Here is a 21,595-nt window from a genome sequence, read left to right as displayed (position 1 = left end):
TCCGCCCATGACCCTGCACATTCCCCATTTTGAACCTGCCCGGGTGCTGATTGTCGGCGACGTGATGCTCGACCGCTACTGGTATGGTCTGACCTCCCGCGTCTCGCCGGAAGCGCCGGTACCGGTAGTCAAGGTCGAGACAGTCGAAGAACGGCCTGGCGGCGCGGCCAACGTCGCAGTCAACATCGCTACCCTCGGCGGTCAGGTGCGCGTACTCGGCGTGGCCGGCGCTGACGAAGCCGCTACCTTATTAGAAACCAAATTGCACCGGCTGGGCGTCACCTGCGATCTGCTTCGCCAACCGGGTCATACGACCATCACCAAGCTGCGCGTGCTGAGCCGCAATCAACAATTGTTGCGGCTTGACTTCGAGGATGGCTTCCCTGATTTCAATCCCGCTCTGCTCCACGAGCGGTTCGCCGCCCGTTTGCCGGAAACGGACGTAGTAGTGCTCTCCGACTATGGGAAAGGCGCATTACGCCAAATCGAAACCTGTATTGAATGCGCCCGCACCGCCAGTAAGCCGGTGCTGGTCGATCCCAAAGGACAGGAATTTAACCGCTACCGGGGCGCGACCTTGCTCACTCCGAATCTAGCCGAGTTCGAAACCGTCGCGGGTCTATGCCGCGATGAACAGGAGTTGGTGGGCAAAGGAGAAATGCTCCGCAGTGAACTCGAACTGGAGGCGCTGTTGATCACCCGGGGCGAACAGGGTATGACCTTGTTGCAAAAGGACGCGGAACCTTTACATTTGGCGGCCCGCGCCCGTGAGGTTTATGACGTGACCGGCGCGGGCGATACCGTGATCGCTACTCTGGCAGTCGGACTGGCAGCGAGGTTGAATCTGCCAGCGGCAACGGTGTTAGCCAATCTGGCGGCCGGGATCGTCGTCGGCAAACTGGGCGCGGCCAGCGTCACGGTCTCTGAACTGCGCCGGGCGCTATATGCGCATGATGAACCACCGCGCGGGATCGTGGATGAAGCGCAACTGCTGCAAGCGGTCGCCGACGCCAAGGCGCATGGGGAAACCATTGTGATGACCAACGGCTGTTTCGACATCCTGCATGCCGGTCATGTGACTTATCTGGAGCAGGCCAAGCGCCTTGGCAATCGGCTGATCGTCGCGGTCAACGCCGATGAATCGGTGCGCCGGCTCAAGGGTGCCGATCGACCGGTGAACGCATTATGGCAACGGATGCGGGTTCTAGCGGGGCTGACGGTGGTGGATTGGGTGGTGTCTTTCAGTGAGGACACGCCGGAACGGTTGATTGGCGCGATTCAACCGGACTATCTCGTCAAAGGCGGCGACAATGACCCTGCGCACATTGCTGGCAACCACGCCGTTTGGGAGTCAGGCGGCCAAGTTGTCGTCATGGATTATATTGAAGGCTGCTCGACCACCGGCACCATCGCCCGCATTCTTAACCGATTGGGAGCCTCATGAATCCAACCTTTAACATCGATATCGCGATCATCGGTGGTGGCATTGCCGGCTTGTGGCTGTTAGCGCGATTGCGCCAACACGGCTATAGCGCGCTGTTGATCGAGAGCGATCGGCTGGGGGCCGGTCAGACCCTTTGCGCCCAAGGCATCATTCACGGCGGCGCCAAGTACGGTCTGCGCGGCTACGCGGGTCCAACCGCCGATGCAGTGGCCGGGATGCCGGCGTTATGGCGGCGCTGTCTGAACGGCGAGGATGAGATTGATTTGCGGGGCGCGGCGCTGTTGGCCGAACATCAATACCTTTGGGCAACCCGTGCGCCGACCTCACGGTTGGCCGCCTTCTTCGCCAGCAAGCTGATGCGCGGCCAGGTCGAGAAGGTGGCGAACGGCGGCGGCATGGACGCCAGCGACTATCCACCGGTTTTGCGCCATCCTGATTTTCACGGCGCCGTGTACCGCCTGGATGAACCGATTCTGGATGTCGCCACAGTGCTGAACGTGTTGGCCGAACGTTATCAGGACGCCATCGTGCGCAATCAGGGACCCGCCATTCTCAAGGCCGACGGCAATCTGACTCTGCATCATCCCGAACGCTTGCAATGGGTTGTCCGACCGTCAGTGACTGTATTCACCGCGGGAGCGGGCAACGCCGGATTGCCGTGGGCGACGTTGCAATTGCGTCCCCTGCATATGGTGATGGCGCGTGGCGTTAATCTTCCCGGGCCACTCTATGCGCATTGCGTGGGCGCCAGCGAGGTTCCCCGGCTCACCGTGACCAGTCATTACGATGTCAGTGGCCGATTGATCTGGTATCTCGGCGGCGGACTGGCGGAAGAAGGCGTTCGCCGCGATCGGCGCGCGCAAATCCGCGCCGCCCGGCGGGAATTGCAGGCCCTGTTGCCCTGGGCGGACTGGAATGCGGTGGAGTTCGCTACCTTCACGATTCAGCGCGCCGAGGCGCACCAGTCTCATGGCGGACGGCCCGCCACAACGGGGATGTTCCGCGATGGGCGCGTGATTGCCGCCTGGCCGACCAAGCTGGCGCTGGCGCCGCTGTTGGCGGAACAGATTGAAGCAATGTTGCCCACGCTTGGGGTGAAGCCGCATCCGGTGGATTTGCGTCCCTTGGCGGAATGGCCCCGCCCTGGTATTGGCGTTTATCCTTGGGACCGGGAGGAAATGGAGTGGACCGCTTAAAGCACGCCTTTCGGATACGACCCCAACACCCGAAATAAACTGGCCTGGTCGCGCAATTCGGCGAGCGCCCCCGCGACCGGTGCATCCTGCGCGTGACCGTCCAGATCGATGAAAAACACATAATCCCACATTCCGCGCCGCGAGGGTCGCGATTCGATGCGATTCATGCTGACGTTATGGCGGGCCAGGGGTTCCAGCAGCTTGAACAATGCGCCGGGCCGATTGAGCGAAGCGACCAGCAGCGCAGTCTTGTCATCGCCGGAGGGCGCAATCGGTTGGCTGCCGATGATCAGGAAGCGGGTGGTGTTGTTCGGTTCATCCTCAATATTTCGCACCAGCGTCGGCAATTGGTAAATATCCGCTGCGCATTGTCCGGCAATCGCCGCTGTATCCGCCGCGTCTCGCACGCGCAACGCGGCTTCGCCATTGCTGCTGACCTCGATTTGCTCAATCCGCGGCAGATTAAGGTCCAGCCATTCTCGGCATTGCGCCAGCGACTGCCGATGGGAGTAAATGCGGTGAATTTCGCCCAGCGCGGTCGCACGAGTGATCAGATGGTGGTTAATCCGCATCTGCACCTCGCCACAGATGCGCAGCGGCGATTGCAGAAACATGTCCAGGGTGTGATTGACCACGCCCTCGGTGGAATTTTCCACGGGCACCACGCCGTAGTCTGCGGAACCGGCCTCCACTTCACGGAACACTTCATCAATAGCTCGCAGCGGAATGCTGTGAATGGACTTGCCGAAATGCTTGAGCGCCGCCGCTTGGGTAAAAGTGCCTTCCGGGCCGAGAAAGGCGATTTTCAGCGGCTCCTCCAGCGCCAGACAGGCGGACATGATCTCGCGAAACAGTCGAGCTATTTCCTCGTTGCTTAACGGTCCCGGATTGGCCTCGATGACTCGCCGCAAGACCTGCGCCTCGCGTTCCGGGCGGTAGAAATTGCCGGTAGCGCCCGCCGCTTGTTTAATCGCGCCTACTTGCTGCGCGCAGCGCGCCCGTTCGGAGATCAGGGTTTGAATCTGCCCGTCCAGCGCATCGATACGCTCGCGCAGCGCCTGTAAGCGGTCGGCTTCGTTATTCATGCCGGTTCTTCGCCTTCGGTTCCCTCGTCATCACTTTCGTCGTTGGCCGGCAAATCGCTGTTGACGTCGGTTTCGCCAATGCTTTCGATCTTTTCCACGCCAATCAGTTTTTCCTGACCTTGCAAACTGATCAATTTGACGCCCTGGGTATTGCGGCCCACCAGGGAAATGCCCTCAACCGGAGTGCGCACCAGGGTGCCGCCGTCGGTAATCAGCATGATCTCCTGGTCGCTTTCCACTTGAACAGCGCCGGTGACCTGGCCATTGCGCTCGGAAGTCTGAATCGAAATCACGCCCTGACCACCGCGCCCCTTCCGGGGATAGTCATCGACCGGCGTGCGCTTGCCAAAACCTTTTTCGGTGACGGTCAACACGGCGCCTTCCCCGATCACGATTAACGCGATGACCTTCTGGCCATCCTCCAACCGAATGCCGCGCACCCCGCATGCCGAGCGCCCTGTGTTTCGCACATCGGTCTCGGCGAAACGCAGCGCCTTGCCCGCATCGGTGAACAGCATGATGTCGCATTGACCGTGGGTCAGCGCTACGTTCACCAATTGGTCGCCATCACGCAAGTCAATGGCGATGATGCCGCTGGCGCGCGGCCGGGAATACTCCGACAACGGGGTTTTCTTGACCGTACCGCTGGTAGTGGCAAAGAACACATAGTGATCCTCGCTGAATTCCCGTACTGCCAATACAGCATTAATGCGCTCGCCTTCCTCCAGCGGCAGCAAATTGATGATTGGTCGCCCACGCGCGATCCGTCCCGCCTGCGGCAATTCGTAAACCTTTTTCCAGTAGACTCGGCCGCGGTTGGAGAAGCAAAGTAGGGTGTCATGCGTACTGGCGATGAACAGCTTGTCGATGAAGTCCTCTTCGCGGATCGTAGTGGCTGCGCGCCCGCGCCCGCCGCGCCGTTGCGCGCGGTACAGCGACAATGGCTGCGCTTTGACGTAGCCGGCATGGGACAACGTGACTACCATGGCCTCTTCGTTGATCAGGTCTTCCAGATTCAGATCCTGCTCATCCGGGAGGATCGCAGTGCGGCGGGGGTCGCTGTATTGGGCGCGCAACTCGGTCAGTTCTGCGCGGATTACCGCGGTCAGGCGCTCTGGCACAGTCAGAATTTCCAGATAGTCCTCGATGCGACGCAGCAGCTCTTGATACTCGTCCAGTAACTTGCGTTGTTCCAAACCGGTCAGCCGGTGCAGTCGCAAGTCCAGAATCGCCTGGGCTTGCGCAGGAGACAATCGGTAACCGGCTTCGCTGAGTCCAAATTCTGCCGGCAAGTCTTCCGGGCGCGACAAAGCCGCTCCGGATTGCGCCAGTAGTTCGGTCACCAGTCCCGGTGCCCAGACGCGCTCTAGTAGCGCCGCGCGCGCGGCCGCAGAGTCGGCGGCAGCACGAATTAGGGCGATCAGAGGATCAAGATTAGCCAGCGCAACCATGAGACCTTCGACGATATGGGCGCGCTCCCGGGCCTTGCGCAAATCGAATACGGTGCGTCGCACAATGACTTCGCGGCGATGCGCCAGAAAGGCTTCCAGCACCTGTTTGAGGTTCAACAGCCGGGGCTGGCCTTCCACCAGCGCGACCATGTTGACCCCAAACACGCATTGCAGGGAGGTGTGCAGGAACAGGTTATTCAGCACCACTTCGGCAGTTTCGCCACGCCGCAGTTCGATGTAGATGCGCAGGCCGTCTTTGTCGGATTCGTCGCGTAGCTCGCTGATGCCCTCGATTTTCTTTTCCTTGACCAGCTCAGCGATTTTTTCAATGAGTCGAGCCTTGTTCACCTGGTAGGGCAGTTCGGTGACGATGATGGCCTGGCGACCCTTTGCTTCGTCGATTTCAATGTCAGTCCTGGCGCGCATCCGCACCCGACCGCGCCCCGTCTCATAAGCGTCGCGGATACCGCTCACCCCATTGATTAATCCAGCGGTAGGGAAATCCGGTCCCGGTAGATGTTGCATCAATTGGGCAATGGTCAGCGCCGGATCGTCGATTAGAGCAATACAGGCGTCGACCACTTCGCCCAGATTGTGCGGGGGGATGTTGGTGGCCATGCCCACGGCGATGCCCGAGGAGCCATTGACCAACAGATTGGGGAGACGGGTGGGGAAAACCGTGGGTTCGCGTTCCGATTCGTCATAGTTGGGGACAAAATCGACCGTTTCCTTGTCAATATCGGCCAGTAATTCGTGCGCAATGCGCGACATACGCACTTCGGTGTAACGCATGGCGGCAGGTGAATCACCGTCGACAGAGTTATGGACGAAAACACCTGATGCTAGAAGGAAATTATGATGCTTATCTACTGTAATATCATAAACATCAGCAGCTTCATCAAGAATATTTTTAGAAACGATGCGATGATTATAATTCCGTCCAGCCTCAATCATTGTTTCAAAACTGCTAAAATACTCCAGCGCTTTTTGCAAACGTGGAATCCATTTTTGAGAGCGCTCTGATTCGTAGATATCTGGAGTAATATCCTTGTCAGGAAATGCGTTTATAAGACTCTGCATATAACAAGCAATTTTCTGGCGCACAACCTGTTGCCGATATTCTGGTTTTTGCCAGTTTTTGTGCAGAGCAGATACTGCCTTTTCGTTAATTTCCTTCATCATATCGGGATTTTTTTGTAACCGACAGATATTACTGCGTCGAACGCCTTGTCTTTGCGCTTCACGAAAATTAGTATCTTGCCATTGTTGCCTGATCTTTTCCTGGTGCAAGGCCAGGGCTTCGGGTTTTTCCCATAGGGTTTTAGCCATATCAGAAAAATGATAATCACCAAACTTTGCTCGATAATCAGGATTCTGCCAATTCTGGCGAACCCGCTCACTGATTTTGGCTCGTATATGTTCTGAGGATAGCGCACGGCAGATGGCTTCTGTAATCTCCAACCGCTTAGCTGGATCGCTCCACATGGCTCGACTTTTCTGTGAGATAATTTCTGCAACACGCAGTTTTTCTTCTGGTGAGAGCGGCCTTTTCTCAATCCCAGCTAAAGCCTCAGACATCTTTAGCCGATAATCAGGATCTTGCCACAGTTGTTGCATCCGATCAGAAATAGCCCTTCCGAGTTGCGGATTTTCAGCAAAAAGCTCCTTAAGTTTTTTTGCTACACGCGGTCCATTTTGCTGGCGGAAAGTCTCGTCCTGGTTTTGTGCAATAAAACGTTGCCGACGTATTTCCCGGACATCAGGATTTTCATCATAATAGCGTTGTACACCTTCTCTGTGTGCTTCGCGAAAAGCAGGTTGATTCCATAACTCACCAATATGCGCTGCATGGAGATGCAAATGTTCAAGAAAAGCCAAGCGTTGAATATTAGACGGTGTGTTATCCCACCGGTTAAAGTTAATATGGTGACGGACAAATGGCCCATTCAATTTTGGAGCTAACCCCCGATGAGCATTAAATTCATCGGCGAGGTGATGCACAAACTGGTATTCACCTAAATTAGGTTGAAATACTCGCAAATAGTCGTTTAAGCCTTCCTTGATTGGGGCTGTATCGAAAATTCCCGGCATCAAGCTATCTTCTGGCGTCAGATCTTTGGCCTCTTTGTATGTTCCATCGCGTAACATAAAGCGGTGATCAGGAGTACAGTGTATTACTGCATCAGTATCCAATATTATTTGTAATAACTGTGTTTGACGGCGTGTAATTCTTGAAAAATGGCCTTCAGCAATGATAATTTTTCCACTATTGTCAACCGCATATACATAAAAAACTTCATCTGAAGGCAATTGGGCCAGGTCGGCGAAACTCTTTTCGCTTCCATCAACTAACTTGATCTTGGTATCGCCCGTAAAACAGCCAAAATTTCCCTGCCCATCCACCAACATATAACGCAGGGAAAAGGGCTGCGCCATGCGCACGATTGTATCGTAAACGGCTACATCGCCATGTGGATGGTATTTGCCGATAGCGTCTCCAACCACGCGCGCCGATTTTTTATACGGTTTGTTCCAGTCATTGCCCAGTTCGCTCATGGCGAATAATGCCCGCCGATGCACCGGTTTCAATCCATCGCGCACATCCGGCAGCGCCCGTCCGACGATCACGCTCATCGCGTAATCGAGATAGGATTGACGCATCTCGTCTTCCAGATTAACCGGCAGGATTTCTTTCGCAATTTCAGTCATTAGCAACCTCAGAGCAACGCTGGCCCTGCCCGGCCGGGCAGTCGTGCGCAGAAACGCATTCTAGCACGAACGGCGGTTAGGTCAGCGTCGAATTTCGGTGCAGAAAGCGACAGATAACCGTCATTACCGAAAAATTTACACTCCCTCACATATTCCGCCGATACTGCCCGCCGACCTCGAACAGCGCATTGGTAATTTGCCCGAGCGAGCAGTAGCGCACGGCACCGACCAGCACCGCGAACAGATTCTCGTTGTTGATCGCCGCCTGTTTCAGCCGCTCCAGCAGCCGCTCACCGTCCGGGCGGTTGCGTTCCTGGAACACCCGCAAGCGTTGCAATTGGCTCTGTTTCTCCTCCTCGGAGGAGCGGGCCAGCTCGATCTTGAGCTGATCGCCTTTGGCGTTGGGATTGCGGAAGGTGTTGACGCCAATAATGGGTAATGAACCGTCATGCTTGAGGGTTTCGTAGTACAGCGATTCCTCCTGAATCTTGCTGCGCTGATAGCCGGTTTCCATCGCGCCCAGCACGCCGCCGCGCTCGCTGATACGCTCGAATTCCTGCAAGACCGCTTCTTCCACCAGGTCAGTCAATTCCTCAATGATGAACGCTCCCTGATTCGGGTTCTCGTTCTTCGTCAGACCCCATTCCTTGTTAATGATCAACTGCACGGCCATAGCACGGCGCACTGATTCCTCGGTGGGTGTGGTGATCGCCTCATCATAGGCGTTGGTGTGCAGGGAATTGCAGTTGTCGTAGATGGCGATCAGCGCCTGCAAGGTGGTGCGGATGTCGTTGAAATCCATTTCCTGGGCATGGAGCGACCGGCCCGAAGTCTGGATGTGATATTTCAATTTCTGGCTGCGCTCGTTCGCGCTGTACTTGTCGCGCATGGCGACCGCCCAGATGCGCCGCGCCACCCGGCCCATCACCGAGTATTCCGGGTCCATACCGTTGCTGAAAAAGAACGATAGATTCGGGGCGAAATCGTCGATGTGCATCCCGCGCGCTAGATACGCTTCGACATAGGTGAAGCCATTGGCTAGGGTGAAGGCCAGTTGCGAAATGGGATTGGCCCCGGCCTCGGCGATGTGATAGCCGGAGATCGATACCGAGTAGAAGTTCCTGACTCCGTGGTGGACGAAGTATTCCTGAATGTCGCCCATCATCTTCAGCGCGAATTCGGTAGAGAAGATACAGGTATTCTGTCCTTGATCCTCTTTGAGAATATCAGCCTGCACTGTGCCGCGCACGTTCGCCAACACCCATTCCTGGATTTTCTCAATCTCGTTGTCGGTTGGCGGACGATGGTTGTCGCGCTCGAACTTCTCAATTTGCTGATCGAACGCGGTATTAAAGAACATGGCCAGAATGATCGGCGCCGGACCGTTGATGGTCATGGAGACTGAAGTCGTCGGGCAGCACAGATCGAAGCCGGAATACAGCACTTTCAAATCGTCCAGCGTGGCGATGGAGACCCCGGAGTTGCCGACCTTGCCGTAGATGTCGGGCCGCTCGTCGGGATCGCAGCCATAGAGCGTCACCGAGTCAAATGCTGTCGATAAGCGGGTTGCCTCAGCATGTTCCGCCAGTTTCTTGAAGCGGCGATTGGTGCGGAACGGGTCGCCTTCGCCAGCGAACATGCGCGTCGGGTCTTCATTTTCGCGCTTGAACGCAAATACTCCAGCGGTATAGGGGAAACTGCCCGGCATGTTCTCGCGCATCATCCAGCGCAACAGTTCGCCGTGTTCCTCGAAACGGGGAATGGCGACCTTGGGAATGCGCGTGCCGGACAGAGAACGGCGGGTCAGCGGTGTGCGGATTTCCTTGTCGCGAATTTTCACGACGTATTCATCGCCCAGGTAGCTTTCCCGCACCTGTGGCCACATGTCCACCAGCTTGCGAGCATGAGGATCGATTTGGGCTTCCACGCGCTCCAGCAACGGTCCCAGGTCGGCGACCGTCTTGTTCTCGGCTTGCAGCAGCGCCTGGACCGCCTGCAACTGCTGGCGCTGACGGATCAGCTTGACCTGCTCCTCGATCCGTTTGTGGTAGCCGCGCACCGTGTCGGCGATTTCCGCCAGATAGCGGGCGCGCGCCGCCGGCACGATCACCGTTTTGCCGCTGGACGCCTTGTCTTCCACGGTGGCCAGTCGGCCTGACTCCAGTTTTAACCCTTTGTCGCGCAGCAGGCGGGTCACACCATGATAGAGCGCCGTTACGCCGTCGTCATTAAACCGGGCGGCGATGGTGCCATACACCGGCATGTCGTCCGGCGCGCGGTCGAACGCCTTATGATTGCGCTGTACCTGCTTGCGCACGTCGCGCAGCGCGTCCTCTGCGCCCTTGCGGTCGAACTTGTTGATCGCCACCGCATCGGCGAAATCGAGCATATCGATCTTTTCCAGCTGCGAGGCCGCGCCGAATTCCGGGGTCATCACGTACAACGAGCGATCCACCAGCGGCACGATGGCGGCGTCGCCCTGGCCGATGCCGGAGGTTTCCACAATGAGCAGGTCAAAGCCGGCCAGTTTGCAGGCGGCCAAAATATCGCCCAAGGTTTCCGGCACCTCGCTGCCCGTCGCGCGGGTTGCCAGCGAGCGCATGTACAGATTTGGACCGTTGATGGCGTTCATGCGGATGCGGTCGCCGAGCAGCGCCCCGCCGGTCTTGCGCCGCGAGGGATCGGCGGCGATCACTGCGATTTTCAGCCGGTCGTCCTGATCGAGCCGGAAACGCCGCACCAGCTCATCGGTTAGCGAGGATTTGCCGGAGCCGCCAGTTCCGGTAATGCCGAACACCGGAACCGTGTGAGCCTGCGCTTCGTTGAGGAGTTGTTGACGCAACGCTGGCGTGAGAACCTGGTTTTCGAGTGCGGTAATGATTCTGGATAAAGCGCGCCAGTCGCCCGCTTTAACGCCGTCGAGCGTCTGCGGTGCATGTTGCGCGGGATCGGTATCGCACACGGTGATCATGTGGTCGATCATGCCTTGCAAACCCATCGCCTGACCGTCTTCCGGGGAAAAGATGCGGGTCACGCCATATTCATGCAATTCGCGGATTTCTTCAGGCACGATCACGCCGCCGCCGCCGCCGAAGACTTTAATGTTGGCGCCACCGCGCTCGTGCAGTAGATCGATCATATATTTGAAAAATTCGACGTGGCCGCCCTGGTAGGAGCTGATGGCGATGCCCTGGGCGTCTTCTTGCAAAGCAGCAGTGACGATGTCGTCGACTGACCGGTTATGACCGAGATGAATGACCTCCGCGCCGCTGCCTTGCAGGATGCGGCGCATGATATTAATCGAAGCGTCGTGGCCGTCGAACAGGCTGGCGGCGGTGACGAAACGGACTTTGTAGCGGGGGTGAACTTTGTCGACGCCAGGCAGGGGTTGGCGCAGTGGGCTGATCACGGCGGACATAGGAATCTCCTCGGTTGTTATGCCGCTATGATACTCCTTTTACCTTTGAGCTTGCCCCTGCGTCTGTTGGTCGTCATGCTCAATGCAATCCTACTCAATTCCCGATGCAATAGCGCGTAGTCGGAAGTCAGACAGGATCGAGGAGAAACTCCCATAATTTATGGAAGATCGCCACAGGAAACAGCGATCTCTTAGGGAATCTGTTCAGTAAACTGACCCGGCATAGTAATCGTGATGCAACCCGGAGCGCCCAGGACACAGGCCAGCACAGAGGTATTGTTCAAGGCCGGCATATTGCCCAACATCACGGTCGGCGCTCCGGTTATCCAGGGCGCGGGGGTGGCCGGCACACAAGGCACGGGCGTGGGCACTCCCAAGGCAGCGGCGGTTGCAGACACAAAAGCAGGGTTAGTCGGCGACATGCACATCCCGAAAGTCGGGATGTTGACGATGGGTTTGTTGTCCATGATATTCGCCGCCGGTTGATTGCTGGTCATCACTCTGTTGATAGGGAGCACGATAAGTGTGCTAATCCCCGGCGGCACAGCGAACATGCATTTCAACATAGCGCCATTACAAACATGCATGGACATGAACGGACCTCCAACAGCAGACAGAAAATCACCGATTCTGTATAGCTTATTCCAAAAAATACTTCCAGGAATTGAGACCGCGCCCTCTGGGTTTGTATCCCTTTACAGAGATAGCGAATCAAACTTAGGGCAATGGCGTCCGGTAGCGCTGGGCGTACTCTTCAGCCAGTTGTTGGCCTTCCCGTAACTGATCCAGCTCCAGGTTGCGAATCAGTTGATCCCGATTGGCGCGGGCCTTGGCGTTACCGCGCGCCGCGGCGATTTCATACCAGGCGTAGGCGATGACCGGATCGCGGGGCACGCCCTGCCCATGCACATACAAGACGCCAAGATTGTTCTGGGCTGCGACATGCCCCTGCTCGGCCGCCCGCCGGTACCAGCGTGCAGCTTCCGCATAATCCCGATTAACCCCGAAGCCGTTTTCATAGAGTACACCCAGATTGAACTGGGCTTCCCGCAGATTCTGGAGCGCTGCCTGCCGATACCAGCTTGCAGCTTCAGCATAATTCTGCGTAACGCCCAAACCGCTAGCATATAGCACCGCCAGATTATATTGCGCCTGGGCGTGTCCTTGCTTAGCCGCGCGCCGATACCAATCCGCAGCCTGCGTCTGATCCTGTTTAACGCCCAATCCCTTGTCATACAGGACGCCCAGGTTAAATTGCGCATCGGCCTGACCGCTTTCGGCCAGTGGACGCCATTCCGAGAATGCGGTCTGATAATCATTCTGGGCGAAGGCAGCCATACCGCCCAGGTAATCCGTCTGACCTAACGCAGGCAATGTGATTAAAATCAGGAAAATTAATATCATGTGTAATAGCGCCATAGAGATATCCACCATTTGAGATCATGCATAATCTCTAAATGAAACTGGTATCAAGGTAGTCTATAGCCGTCTCAATGCAAAGCTGTTTTCAGTTAATTCTTGAATTTAAACATACTTATTATATAACATTATGTATTATTTTTAATAAAAGCTACTGTTTTTTTGTAACAAAAATTTGTCAATACAGGGACTATACCCACCCAATCGCTCTTGAGCATCTAAATTTCAAACAGCTGGAAGCAAAACGCCGCCTTGATGGCGGCGTTTTGTAGTCGGCCTGAGGTTGAAGCAAATCGATGCTCCTACTTGAGTATGAGGTTCAACAAGTTGGATCTCGTGAGACGGTTAGCCTGATAACAGTAATCGGATCCCCAATCGTTCAGCGCGCGGCTATCGTCCAACATACGATGACCTACGAAGCTCAGCATCGCAAACTGGCTGTCCGCGAATTCACTCAAGCTGTGCGCGTCATGGACTTTCAAGACGATCTTGAACTGAGCCATACCTAAATCCATATAGGCTTTCAAACTGTCCATGTTCAGCGCGACCCATTTCTCCATCTGTGAACTGATCAGCTGGTTGAACTTTGTCAATGGCTCAATCAATGGCTTAAGCGGCTGACCTAACCCCACAGGTATTTTATTCATCATGTTATCTCCTTTGACGACATACAAAGTTCATTTATAGCAGAAAATATGTTGCATCGCAACATCCACCACAATATCGAAATACCCAGCTAGTGGGCTGACACAGAAGTTTTGACAGGTAGCGGTGGGTGCCCTATGGTTGAGATCAACAGGAGGAATCACCATGGCCCACAAGTATCTGGTTGATCTAACTGAAGAGGAGCGGGAAGACCTGCTGAAGGTCATTCATAAAGGCAAGGCAGCGGCGCGCAAGGTTGCCCGTGCCCATGTGTTGCTGCAGGCTGCGGAAGGGGCGACGGATGAGGCCATTGCCCAAAGCCTTCACTTGGGGATTTCGACCGTTCATCGTACCCGTCAACGGTTTGTCGACGAAGGGTTGCTGGCGGCGTTAAGCGAGCGGCCACGAGTCGGTTTGCCCCCGGCCTTGACCGGCAAACAGGCCGCCTTTCTGGTCGCCTTGGCCTGTAGTACCCCGCCCGCTGGCCGTTGTCAGTGGACTCTCCAATTGTTAGCGGACCGCTTCATGGAACTCCGGCCCATCGAAGCCATTTCCCGTGAGAGTGTGCGGCGCATCCTTAAAAAAACGACCTCAAACCCTGGCAACGTCAAGAATGGTGTATTCCCAGTGTCAGTCCCGATTATGTTTGGCATATGGAGGATGTGTTGGACCTGTACGCCGAACCCGATGATCCTCAATACCCCCAAGTGTGCTTCGATGAAAGTCCGGTGCAATTGACCAGCGAAACCCGCTGTCCTCAACCCGCCCGCCCGGGTCAACCGGCGCGCTATGACTGTGAATACAAACGCGAAGGCACCGCCAATTTATTTCTATTCGTACAACCCTTGCGCGGGTGGCGTCATGTTAATGTCACGAAACAGCGCACCAAACGCGATTTTGCCCAGCAAATGCAGCAACTCGTTGATGTGTACTTTCCGAAGGCGGAGCGAATCCGGTTGGTCGTGGATAACCTCAATACCCACACTCCTGCGGCCTTGTATAGTGTCTTTTCTCCAGAGGAAGCCCGCCGGATCACCCGCAAGCTCGAATTTCATTACACCCCCAAGCATGGCAGTTGGCTCAATATGGCGGAATGTGAGTTCGCTGTTCTCGCCGGCCAGTGTTTGAATCGCCGCATTGCGAACCTCGAAACTTTGCGGAAGGAAATCGCCGCTTGGCAAGGCCCACGCAACCTACGTCAGACCAAAATCCACTGGCAGTTCGGCACCGACTTGGCCCGGGTCAAACTCAAGCGCCTCTATCCTCCCTTGAAATCTTCTGAAACCCCGGTGGACCTAGAAACCTCTGAACCTGTCAAAACTTCTGTGTCAGCCCACTAGCCTGCTCGAAAATCTGAAACATCCATACTGAGTCGATATAATAACTATAAAGTAGCTCATCAAGAGCTGATAATGGCTTCATGCCTGTCGCCAGGACCTCTCATGGAATCGAAACCCGCTTTTCCAGAAGCGCTGACCAGCAAGTTACAACGCATCGGTGATCTCGCCGAAAAGCTTGTTTACATTAAATGGAGCCAGGAATTCTTTGTGCTATTGCTGCGGGCGGCCCAGGATATCCTGACTCTGGCCCGCCCATTGCCGGAATGCCACCGCATCACGACATTGGCCGGACGGCTCGAAGAGCAGATCAAAGCCGGTCTGGAGAAAGGCGAGCTGCCAAGAGGCGCCGAGCGGGAACGGTTGATGGCGGTGCTGGATGCGCTCTGTCGCGCGGCGCCCATGGGCAGCGCCCGCGCCAACGAACCGGAAACCCACCGCCCAATTGAGACCATCACCACACCACTATTTATTAACAGTCGTAGACGCGGACTTTCATCCTCGACCGGCACACCTGTGTTTGCACCGCCGGCGCTCTGGCTAACGGCTCAGGAACCGATGCACGACCTGGGACGCAAACTTGAGCAACGAGGTGGTTTTCAGACCCGGTTTTTCGCGAATCTGAGCAAAGTTCGCCCCCTGCTGGAACAGTCAGAAAAACCGGCGGCTTTGATCGTTGATCTGGATTACGCCGCTGATCAGCAGACCACTTTCCGCGAGATCATGGAATTACGGTCGTTGCTGACGCCGGATATTCCGTTGTTCTTTCTGGCTGATCGCGGCGATATTACTGCCCGAATTGAAGCAGTCAAAGCAGGCGGCGCCGGCTACTTTACCAAGCCGGTGGATATTCCCATGCTCCTGGAAGCGCTGGATGAGCGCGTATTGAAACCCTTGAGCCAGCGCGTATTGATCGTTGACGATCAACTGCCGGCTACTCGTGAAATCGCCCGCTGGTTGGAAATTCGCGGCATGGCGACCCAAGTGCTGGCTCAACCCCTGCAAGTTTTGCCAGCGCTGCGCCATTTCCAACCTAATCTCCTGATCCTGAGTCTCGATCTAAAGGATCTGGATGGCCTGAGTCTGGCTCAGGCCATCCGGCAACATGAATTGTTTCGCGAGTTGCCAGTCGTGCTCATGTCAGCGCAGCCGGAAACGGCTCAGCGCCTGTCCGCCACGAACCTCAGCGGCGAGGCGTTGCTTGGCAACCCCCCCAATCCGGAATTGCTTTCCACTGCGGTAGCCAAGCGGCTACGACAGGGTCGTGGCCTCCATTACAAATTCAGCCAGCTCAGCCATCGGGATACCGTAAGCGGTCTATACAATCGTCCCTACTTTCTGGCCTACCTGGAGCGGGCGCTGGTTGCGACCTACGCCAATGCACAATCAACAGCCATAATGTTAATTACATTGGATAACTTGCGATCACTCGAAAGCCACGATGTGGCCGCGGCCGATGATGTCGTTGAGCAGGCCGCCAAACGCCTGCAAACCACCCTGGGAACTGACGCGATCACCGCACGATTCAGCGATGCGGTCTTCACAGTCCTGCTCGGGTTTACAGGTCAGGAGGCGCTGCCTGCAACGGCTCAAGCCGTGCAAACTGCATTGGAAACCGACCCCTATCGGTTAAACAATGGGAATTTTGAGTTGCGCACCAGCATTGGCATTAGCATTGCCGGTCCCGCCTTGCGCGAGGCGGCGGTGCTAATTCAACAGGCGGATCTGGCTTGCGGCATGGCCCGAGAGGGTAAGGACACTCGAATTCATGTGCATCATGGCCGCAGTGTCGAACAGGATACGACCAGCCCGCAGCAGCGCCGGTTGCTGGATGAAATTCGCGAATCCGTGCAGCAGCAGCGGATGAACCTGCTATTCCAGCCGATTGTCAGCCTGCGCGGCGATACGACCGAACGCTACGAAGTGTTACTGCGGATGCGTAATCATGAGGGCTGGGAAATTCTGCCAGAGACAGTATTTAGCCTGGTCAAGCGCCACCGGATTGGCATGGTGCTCGATCGTTGGGTGATTGCGCATTCAATTCGAGTCTTGCGCCAGCGGCAGAAGCGCGGTCAGTCGGTGGTCTTGTTCATCAATATTTCCCCGACTATTTTGCAGGATGAGGAGTTTCTGCACTGGTTGCAGGGGGGGTTGCAAAAAACCGGGGTTCCGGCGGCCAGTCTGGTATTTGAAATGACCGAAACCACGGCTGAGGTGTATAAGCCCGTTCTGCAGCCATTCCTGCTTGAACTCAAAAAGCTGGGTTGTGGCGTTTCCCTGGATCATTTTAGCGGTCATGAACACTCCCAGGCGCTTGCTCAGACTCTGCAGGCTGACTACATCAAGCTGGACGCGCGGTTTACCGATGACCTGCTCAATAACAAGGCTCGCCAGGAGGAACTCACTCAGCTGGCGCGCACCCTGAGCGCCTTGGGCATGACGATCATCGTAACCAGCATTGAGGACGCCATGACCCTGCCAGTGCTCTGGTCGTCCGGCATCAACTATGTCCAGGGCTTTTTCCTGCAGAGACCCCATACCGACATGAGCTACGACTTCGATCAGACGGTGTTGTAAGGGATGCGGGTTGATGCACTGACCGGATGGCTGGACGCCGCGCGGCACGTATGTTCCCCAAATTGGGATGAGCGTCCAGCAGGTTGTCGCATCGACTTAATCGTGGTGCATGGCATTAGCCTGCCGCCTGGAGAGTTTGGCGGTTCCTGGATCGATGCGCTGTTTACCAATACGCTTGATCCAACAGCGCATCCCTATTTCGCCGCCATCGCTGGCTTGCGGGTTTCAGCGCATCTATTGATCCGCCGCGACGGTCAATTAACGCAATATGTATCTTGTCATCATCGGGCCTGGCATGCCGGCGAATCGATTTACGCGGGCCGCCGCCGTTGCAACGACTTCAGTATTGGCGTTGAACTGGAAGGCGCTGACACTCTTCCCTATGATGACCGCCAATATCCAGCGCTGGCCACCGTCATTCGCACGTTGCGGGAAGCTTATCCTGCTATCCTGCCGAACCGGTTAGCGGGTCATGCCGACATCGCGCCAGGCCGCAAGACCGATCCCGGTCCGGCATTCGACTGGCGACGGTTGCGCCGGCTGCTGGAGGAACAGACCGATTAAATGAAGCAACCGGGATCGACGGGATCGTTATCGACCGCTTTCTCCTGATCGACAATGGGTTGCAATGCATGAACAGATTCCAGGGGCGGTTCGTTCCTGCCTAGCAGATTTGATGTTTGCTCTACCCAGGCGGCGATCAACTCGGTTGCGGATCGCTCTTCGCACAGATGACATCCCTGGCCGGCCCACAAGGCCATAAAGTCCGTCAGGCCCCGTTCAGCAGCGGCTTGCCGCAAATCCTGGGTTAGAAAGAGTTGCAGCGGAAATCCGGGCAAATCGGCCTCACAGGTGTGCAACTCGTTGACCAGGCGGTTGCGAAGCACCCGACCATGACGGCCAGTAAAGACCCGACTGAGTGTGGTGGCGATTTCGCTGCCTTGACTCAACAGCGCCTTATAGGCGGGATGAGCGCCGCTTTCCGGACAGGCCAGAAAAGCCGTGCCCATTTGTACTCCGGCTGCGCCCAACATCCATGCAGCGGCGATGCCGCGTCCATCCATAATGCCGCCCGCCGCGATAATCGGTGTTGAAACATGCTTGGCCAACAGCGGCGTCAATGTCAAAGTACCCACCAAACCCTGTTCGGGGTGGCCAATGAAAGTGCTGCGATGTCCGCCAGCCTCAGCGCCCTGGGCGATGATGAAATCGACGCCGCTTTCTTCTAGGACAATCGCTTCCAACAAGTGAGTAGCAGCGCCCAGCAGGGTAATGCCCGCTTCCCGCAGCAGGTTCAAACACTGAGCGTCAGGTATGCCGAAGGTGAAGCTCAGCGCAGGTATCCGGGTTTCCAGAATCACGTCGAGTTGCTCATCGAACCCCGGCAATTCCGGCAAAGGAGGCAATTCGGCTGATAAACCCAATTCAGCGCGATAGGGCGCCAGTAACTCACCGGCGCGGGCGATGCGTTCAGCATCCACTTTAGCCGGATGTCCCGCCGATAAATTGACTGCAAACGGTTGATCCGTCAGGTTGCGCACCTCGGAAATGGTCTGAAGCAGGGCGTCGGGCCACAGGTAGCCGCCCGCCAGGCAACCTAATCCCCCGGCGTTAGAGACTGCTGCAACCAGATGAGGGGCGCCAGGACCGCCAGCCATGGGCGCCTGGATAATGGGATAGCGAATGTGAAGTCGCTCGGTAAGGGGAGTATTAGGCCAGTTCATAGGGATTCGGTCGGGGTTGTCGGAACCTTGATATGCAACATGGTCATGATCCAGAATAACAAAGCTGGGACGAAATGGAGGAATACTCGGTTAATGCTGGTGTACTGCCGCGCCCAATGATGAGCGTCCGTAAGAAAGAATAGGATAAATAACACCAGTAGCCCGGCAATAACCAGCATCGCTCCCGCCATTCGCCACGGCTCCGCGAAGATGCCTGGAAGACTCATCAGTAAGGTGGCCAGCAACAGATAGCCGAATAAATGCCAGTTGCCGAGCAACAGCAGGTTACGAATGACAGGTCCCCAGACATCGTGGTAATGCAGCTCGAACCGGCCCACCAGCGGCAATCGGATGATATTCGGGGTCAACTGGATTTTACCCAAGCCCGCAATGTTAAAAGTAAACCCGCCCGCCGCCCACCAGCCTACCAGCAACAGGATGAATCCACCGATCAGCCACGGCCAGTAGCGACGCGGCGTCCATACCCAGACCGCCGCCGGTAATAACAGCGACGCCCAGACCAGACCCTCATGCTTGATCCAGGGACAGGCCAAGGCTAACAGCAACGCCAATATGCCTTGCCACGGATCGCGGGTCCGCGCCCATTGCAAGAACGCGCAAACCGCCAATCCGAAGGTTGCCGCCAGCCACAAATCGGCATAACCGGCCAGGGCGACATGCGTGTCCAGTATCGGTAGCGACAGCAAGAGCCAGACGAAAATCAGCGCAACCAGTGGCGACACGCCCCAGAGTCGCGCCTGACCGTAAAATCCGCAACCGAGCGCGACAGCAATTCCCAACCAGGGTAGCAGGGCAACCGTTTCATTCCATGCGCCAAACGCCAGCGTTGGCCACAACGCCAGCAACGACACGGTTTCAGGATAATTCCAGGCTGCAAGGGTATAGGCCGAACCGTGAGCGCTCGTAAGCCAGGTTTGCGGATCGACGAACGGAACCCATTGCTGCAACTCCGACCAGACTTTGGCGCGCACCATCCAGGTTGTCCAGGCGTCCCAGGGATACAGGGGACGCCACTCGATTTCCTGCGCCAATCCAAAGCACCGCCAACTCAGCCAGCCCAGCAGCAAAATGAACAGGAGGGTTTGCCAGGTTTCATCAGGCGCCTTCGCCTTTTGTGGAGGAAGGTCAGGATGAGCGGATAGGATGCGCCGCCACGCCAACCCGCTCCCCGCCAGCGCCAGCAGTCCTAAAACGATCAAGGGACCGGCAAAGTCCATCGGTAAACCTGCGGCAGCCTGCGCACGCAGCAGCAACACGGTCGCCAATCCGCCCAACAAATAACCATAACCCAGCGCCAGTGGCCAAACACCCGGTCGCGCATCCCGCCAAAGCGCCCGCACCCATAACGTCCCAGCCAACCACGGGATAATCAGTGCTAACCCCACCCGGAACCCTTCCATCAACTATGAGTTCCCTGTTACCCGGAATAGTGCCCCCAGAGGCGCCTCATACAACCTTTCCACGGCCAATTGTCCATCCTCCCATTCCAACTTCGCTGGAGCCGGATTAAATCGCACTTCAGGCAACGGGGATAGAATCAGCACATAATCACCTTCATGCGCGGCGGTCGGCGGTCGCAAAAACCCCATGTAGTTGTTATGAGGCAGGAGATGATAGTGAGCGCGTCCAGCCAGAAATCCGCCAGGATCGGCGCTGACAATAAACAATCGCACCGGGCGCTTCGGCAGGCGTTGCCCGATGTCTAGCAGAAACCTGTACAGCTCGCCATCCAGATCCGCGAGTCGCCGGCTAGTCGCATCCTTACCCGCAAAGCGTTCCACCGTATGCTCCAGACGCCCGCTCAGCTCCCACTGCCAACGCAGATCGAGCAACAACCAACCCAGCAGAAACAGCGCTACGAACGGCGTGGGTCGTAACCGCTGACCTGCCGCAAGCACCCACCCCCCATAAAGCAACCCACTCAGACCCATCCAGATTGCTATCAACAAAACCGGCGATCCCAAGGGTCTTGCGGTAGCGCCGGAGGCAAAATTGATTGAACGTTGACTCCAATCCTCCCGCGCCGTCCACTCCCGCCATAACTGCTCCAACCATTCTCTGGCAGTTAATGCCGCCGGGCGCAATTCAAGCTGGCGCACGATAAGAGGCGATGCCAACGGACCGGGAATAAAGAGACCCAGGGTCATGATCGTTCCCTGCCAGTCCGGCTCGGTTCGTAAATCGAGAAGATTAGAAGAAATTTTCGTTGCCTGTTTGGCCTGGCCCACTTTACCGTCGTTCGTTCGCCAAATCGGATACAGCGGATGCCGATCATCAAGACCCGTGATCTTCCAAAGCAGATTCCCATATAAACCGGCGCTGATCCATCGAGGCGGGGTCCATAATATCACTCCGCGCGCATCCGCCGCCTGGATCGTGAAAGCGCCTGGATCATCGGGCAGCGCTGTAGCCTGACCACGCGCCACTTGTAAATCAGCGCCATTCCAGCGTAATGGAATATTGGCTTCGCTATAGCCGCCGGTTTGGTAATACAGCACCACCGCCAGCAATGTCAGCGCCGCGCCGACAAACAATGCGGCCAACCATGGCAGAAATTTCATTGGACGCT

At 56.4% G+C, this 21,595-nt stretch carries 13 protein-coding genes and 1 pseudogene; 5 read left to right on the top strand and 9 right to left on the bottom strand.

What is annotated here, in order from left to right; translation table 11 throughout:
• Positions 1–7: 7 nt before the first annotated feature.
• Together hldE and H6973_07600 are read left to right on the top strand one after the other, a co-directional pair.
• Positions 8–1,444 (top strand): bifunctional D-glycero-beta-D-manno-heptose-7-phosphate kinase/D-glycero-beta-D-manno-heptose 1-phosphate adenylyltransferase HldE, encoded by a 1,437-nt coding sequence (gene hldE, locus H6973_07605; protein ID MCP5125493.1) that lies wholly within the window; start codon positions 8–10, stop codon positions 1,442–1,444.
• Entirely contained in the window at positions 1,441–2,640 is a 1,200-nt protein-coding gene (locus H6973_07600; GenBank protein ID MCP5125492.1) for an FAD-dependent oxidoreductase, read from the top strand. The genes hldE and H6973_07600 overlap by 4 nt, the downstream gene beginning before the upstream one ends.
• On the opposite strand, the gene pheA is transcribed toward H6973_07600, so the two are convergent.
• The 6 genes from pheA to H6973_07570 form a co-directional block, all read right to left on the bottom strand.
• A complete protein-coding gene (pheA, locus tag H6973_07595; GenBank protein ID MCP5125491.1) occupies positions 2,637–3,725 on the bottom strand; it encodes a prephenate dehydratase in 1,089 nt (362 codons plus the stop codon). The genes H6973_07600 and pheA overlap by 4 nt on opposite strands.
• Complete coding sequence (gene gyrA, locus H6973_07590; protein ID MCP5125490.1) at positions 3,722–7,885, bottom strand: DNA gyrase subunit A; 4,164 nt, start codon at positions 7,883–7,885, stop codon at positions 3,722–3,724. Before gyrA ends, pheA begins: the two co-directional genes overlap by 4 nt.
• A 145-nt stretch (positions 7,886–8,030) precedes the next feature.
• A complete protein-coding gene (locus H6973_07585; GenBank protein MCP5125489.1) occupies positions 8,031–11,303 on the bottom strand; it encodes a methylmalonyl-CoA mutase family protein in 3,273 nt (1,090 codons plus the stop codon).
• Between the two features lie 191 nt (positions 11,304–11,494).
• Positions 11,495–11,896 (bottom strand): DUF4280 domain-containing protein, encoded by a 402-nt coding sequence (locus H6973_07580; GenBank protein ID MCP5125488.1) that lies wholly within the window; start codon positions 11,894–11,896, stop codon positions 11,495–11,497.
• A gap of 124 nt (positions 11,897–12,020) precedes the next feature.
• The gene (locus tag H6973_07575) at positions 12,021–12,722 is read right to left on the bottom strand and encodes a sel1 repeat family protein (protein MCP5125487.1); all 702 of its coding nucleotides are present in this window, start codon (positions 12,720–12,722) and stop codon (positions 12,021–12,023) included.
• 302 nt (positions 12,723–13,024) lie between these two features.
• Positions 13,025–13,369, bottom strand: coding sequence for a phasin family protein (locus tag H6973_07570; protein ID MCP5125486.1), 345 nt, complete (start codon positions 13,367–13,369; stop codon positions 13,025–13,027).
• Positions 13,370–13,532: 163 nt separating this feature from the next.
• On the opposite strand from H6973_07570, the pseudogene H6973_07565 reads away from it, so the two are divergent.
• The 3 genes and pseudogenes from H6973_07565 to ampD all read left to right on the top strand — a co-directional run bounded on the left by H6973_07565 (position 13,533) and on the right by ampD (position 17,845).
• Positions 13,533–14,707 (top strand): annotated as a pseudogene (locus H6973_07565) (IS630 family transposase).
• Between the two features lie 102 nt (positions 14,708–14,809).
• Positions 14,810–17,281, top strand: coding sequence for an EAL domain-containing protein (locus tag H6973_07560; protein MCP5125485.1), 2,472 nt, complete (start codon positions 14,810–14,812; stop codon positions 17,279–17,281).
• 3 nt (positions 17,282–17,284) lie between these two features.
• A complete protein-coding gene (ampD, locus tag H6973_07555) occupies positions 17,285–17,845 on the top strand; it encodes a 1,6-anhydro-N-acetylmuramyl-L-alanine amidase AmpD (protein MCP5125484.1) in 561 nt (186 codons plus the stop codon).
• Here ampD and H6973_07550 read toward each other — a convergent pair.
• Genes H6973_07550 through H6973_07540 form a run of 3 tightly spaced genes read right to left on the bottom strand, consistent with a single transcriptional unit; the run spans position 17,842 to position 21,587 of the window.
• A complete protein-coding gene (locus H6973_07550) occupies positions 17,842–19,005 on the bottom strand; it encodes a nitronate monooxygenase (protein ID MCP5125483.1) in 1,164 nt (387 codons plus the stop codon). The genes ampD and H6973_07550 overlap by 4 nt on opposite strands.
• Positions 19,002–20,426 carry a hypothetical protein gene (locus H6973_07545; protein ID MCP5125482.1) on the bottom strand — a complete coding sequence of 475 codons (1,425 nt, stop codon included), beginning with the start codon at positions 20,424–20,426 and terminating at the stop codon, positions 19,002–19,004. The genes H6973_07550 and H6973_07545 overlap by 4 nt, the downstream gene beginning before the upstream one ends.
• A 3-nt stretch (positions 20,427–20,429) precedes the next feature.
• On the bottom strand, positions 20,430–21,587 hold the full coding sequence (locus H6973_07540; GenBank protein MCP5125481.1) for a hypothetical protein: 1,158 nt from the start codon (positions 21,585–21,587) through the stop codon (positions 20,430–20,432).
• Positions 21,588–21,595: the final 8 nt, after the last annotated feature.

The organism is Gammaproteobacteria bacterium (genome assembly GCA_024235095.1).
Taxonomy (GTDB): domain Bacteria; phylum Pseudomonadota; class Gammaproteobacteria; order Competibacterales; family Competibacteraceae; genus UBA2383.
Note: the sequence above shows the minus strand (reverse complement) of the source record. Positions and strands in the feature narration are given on the sequence as shown.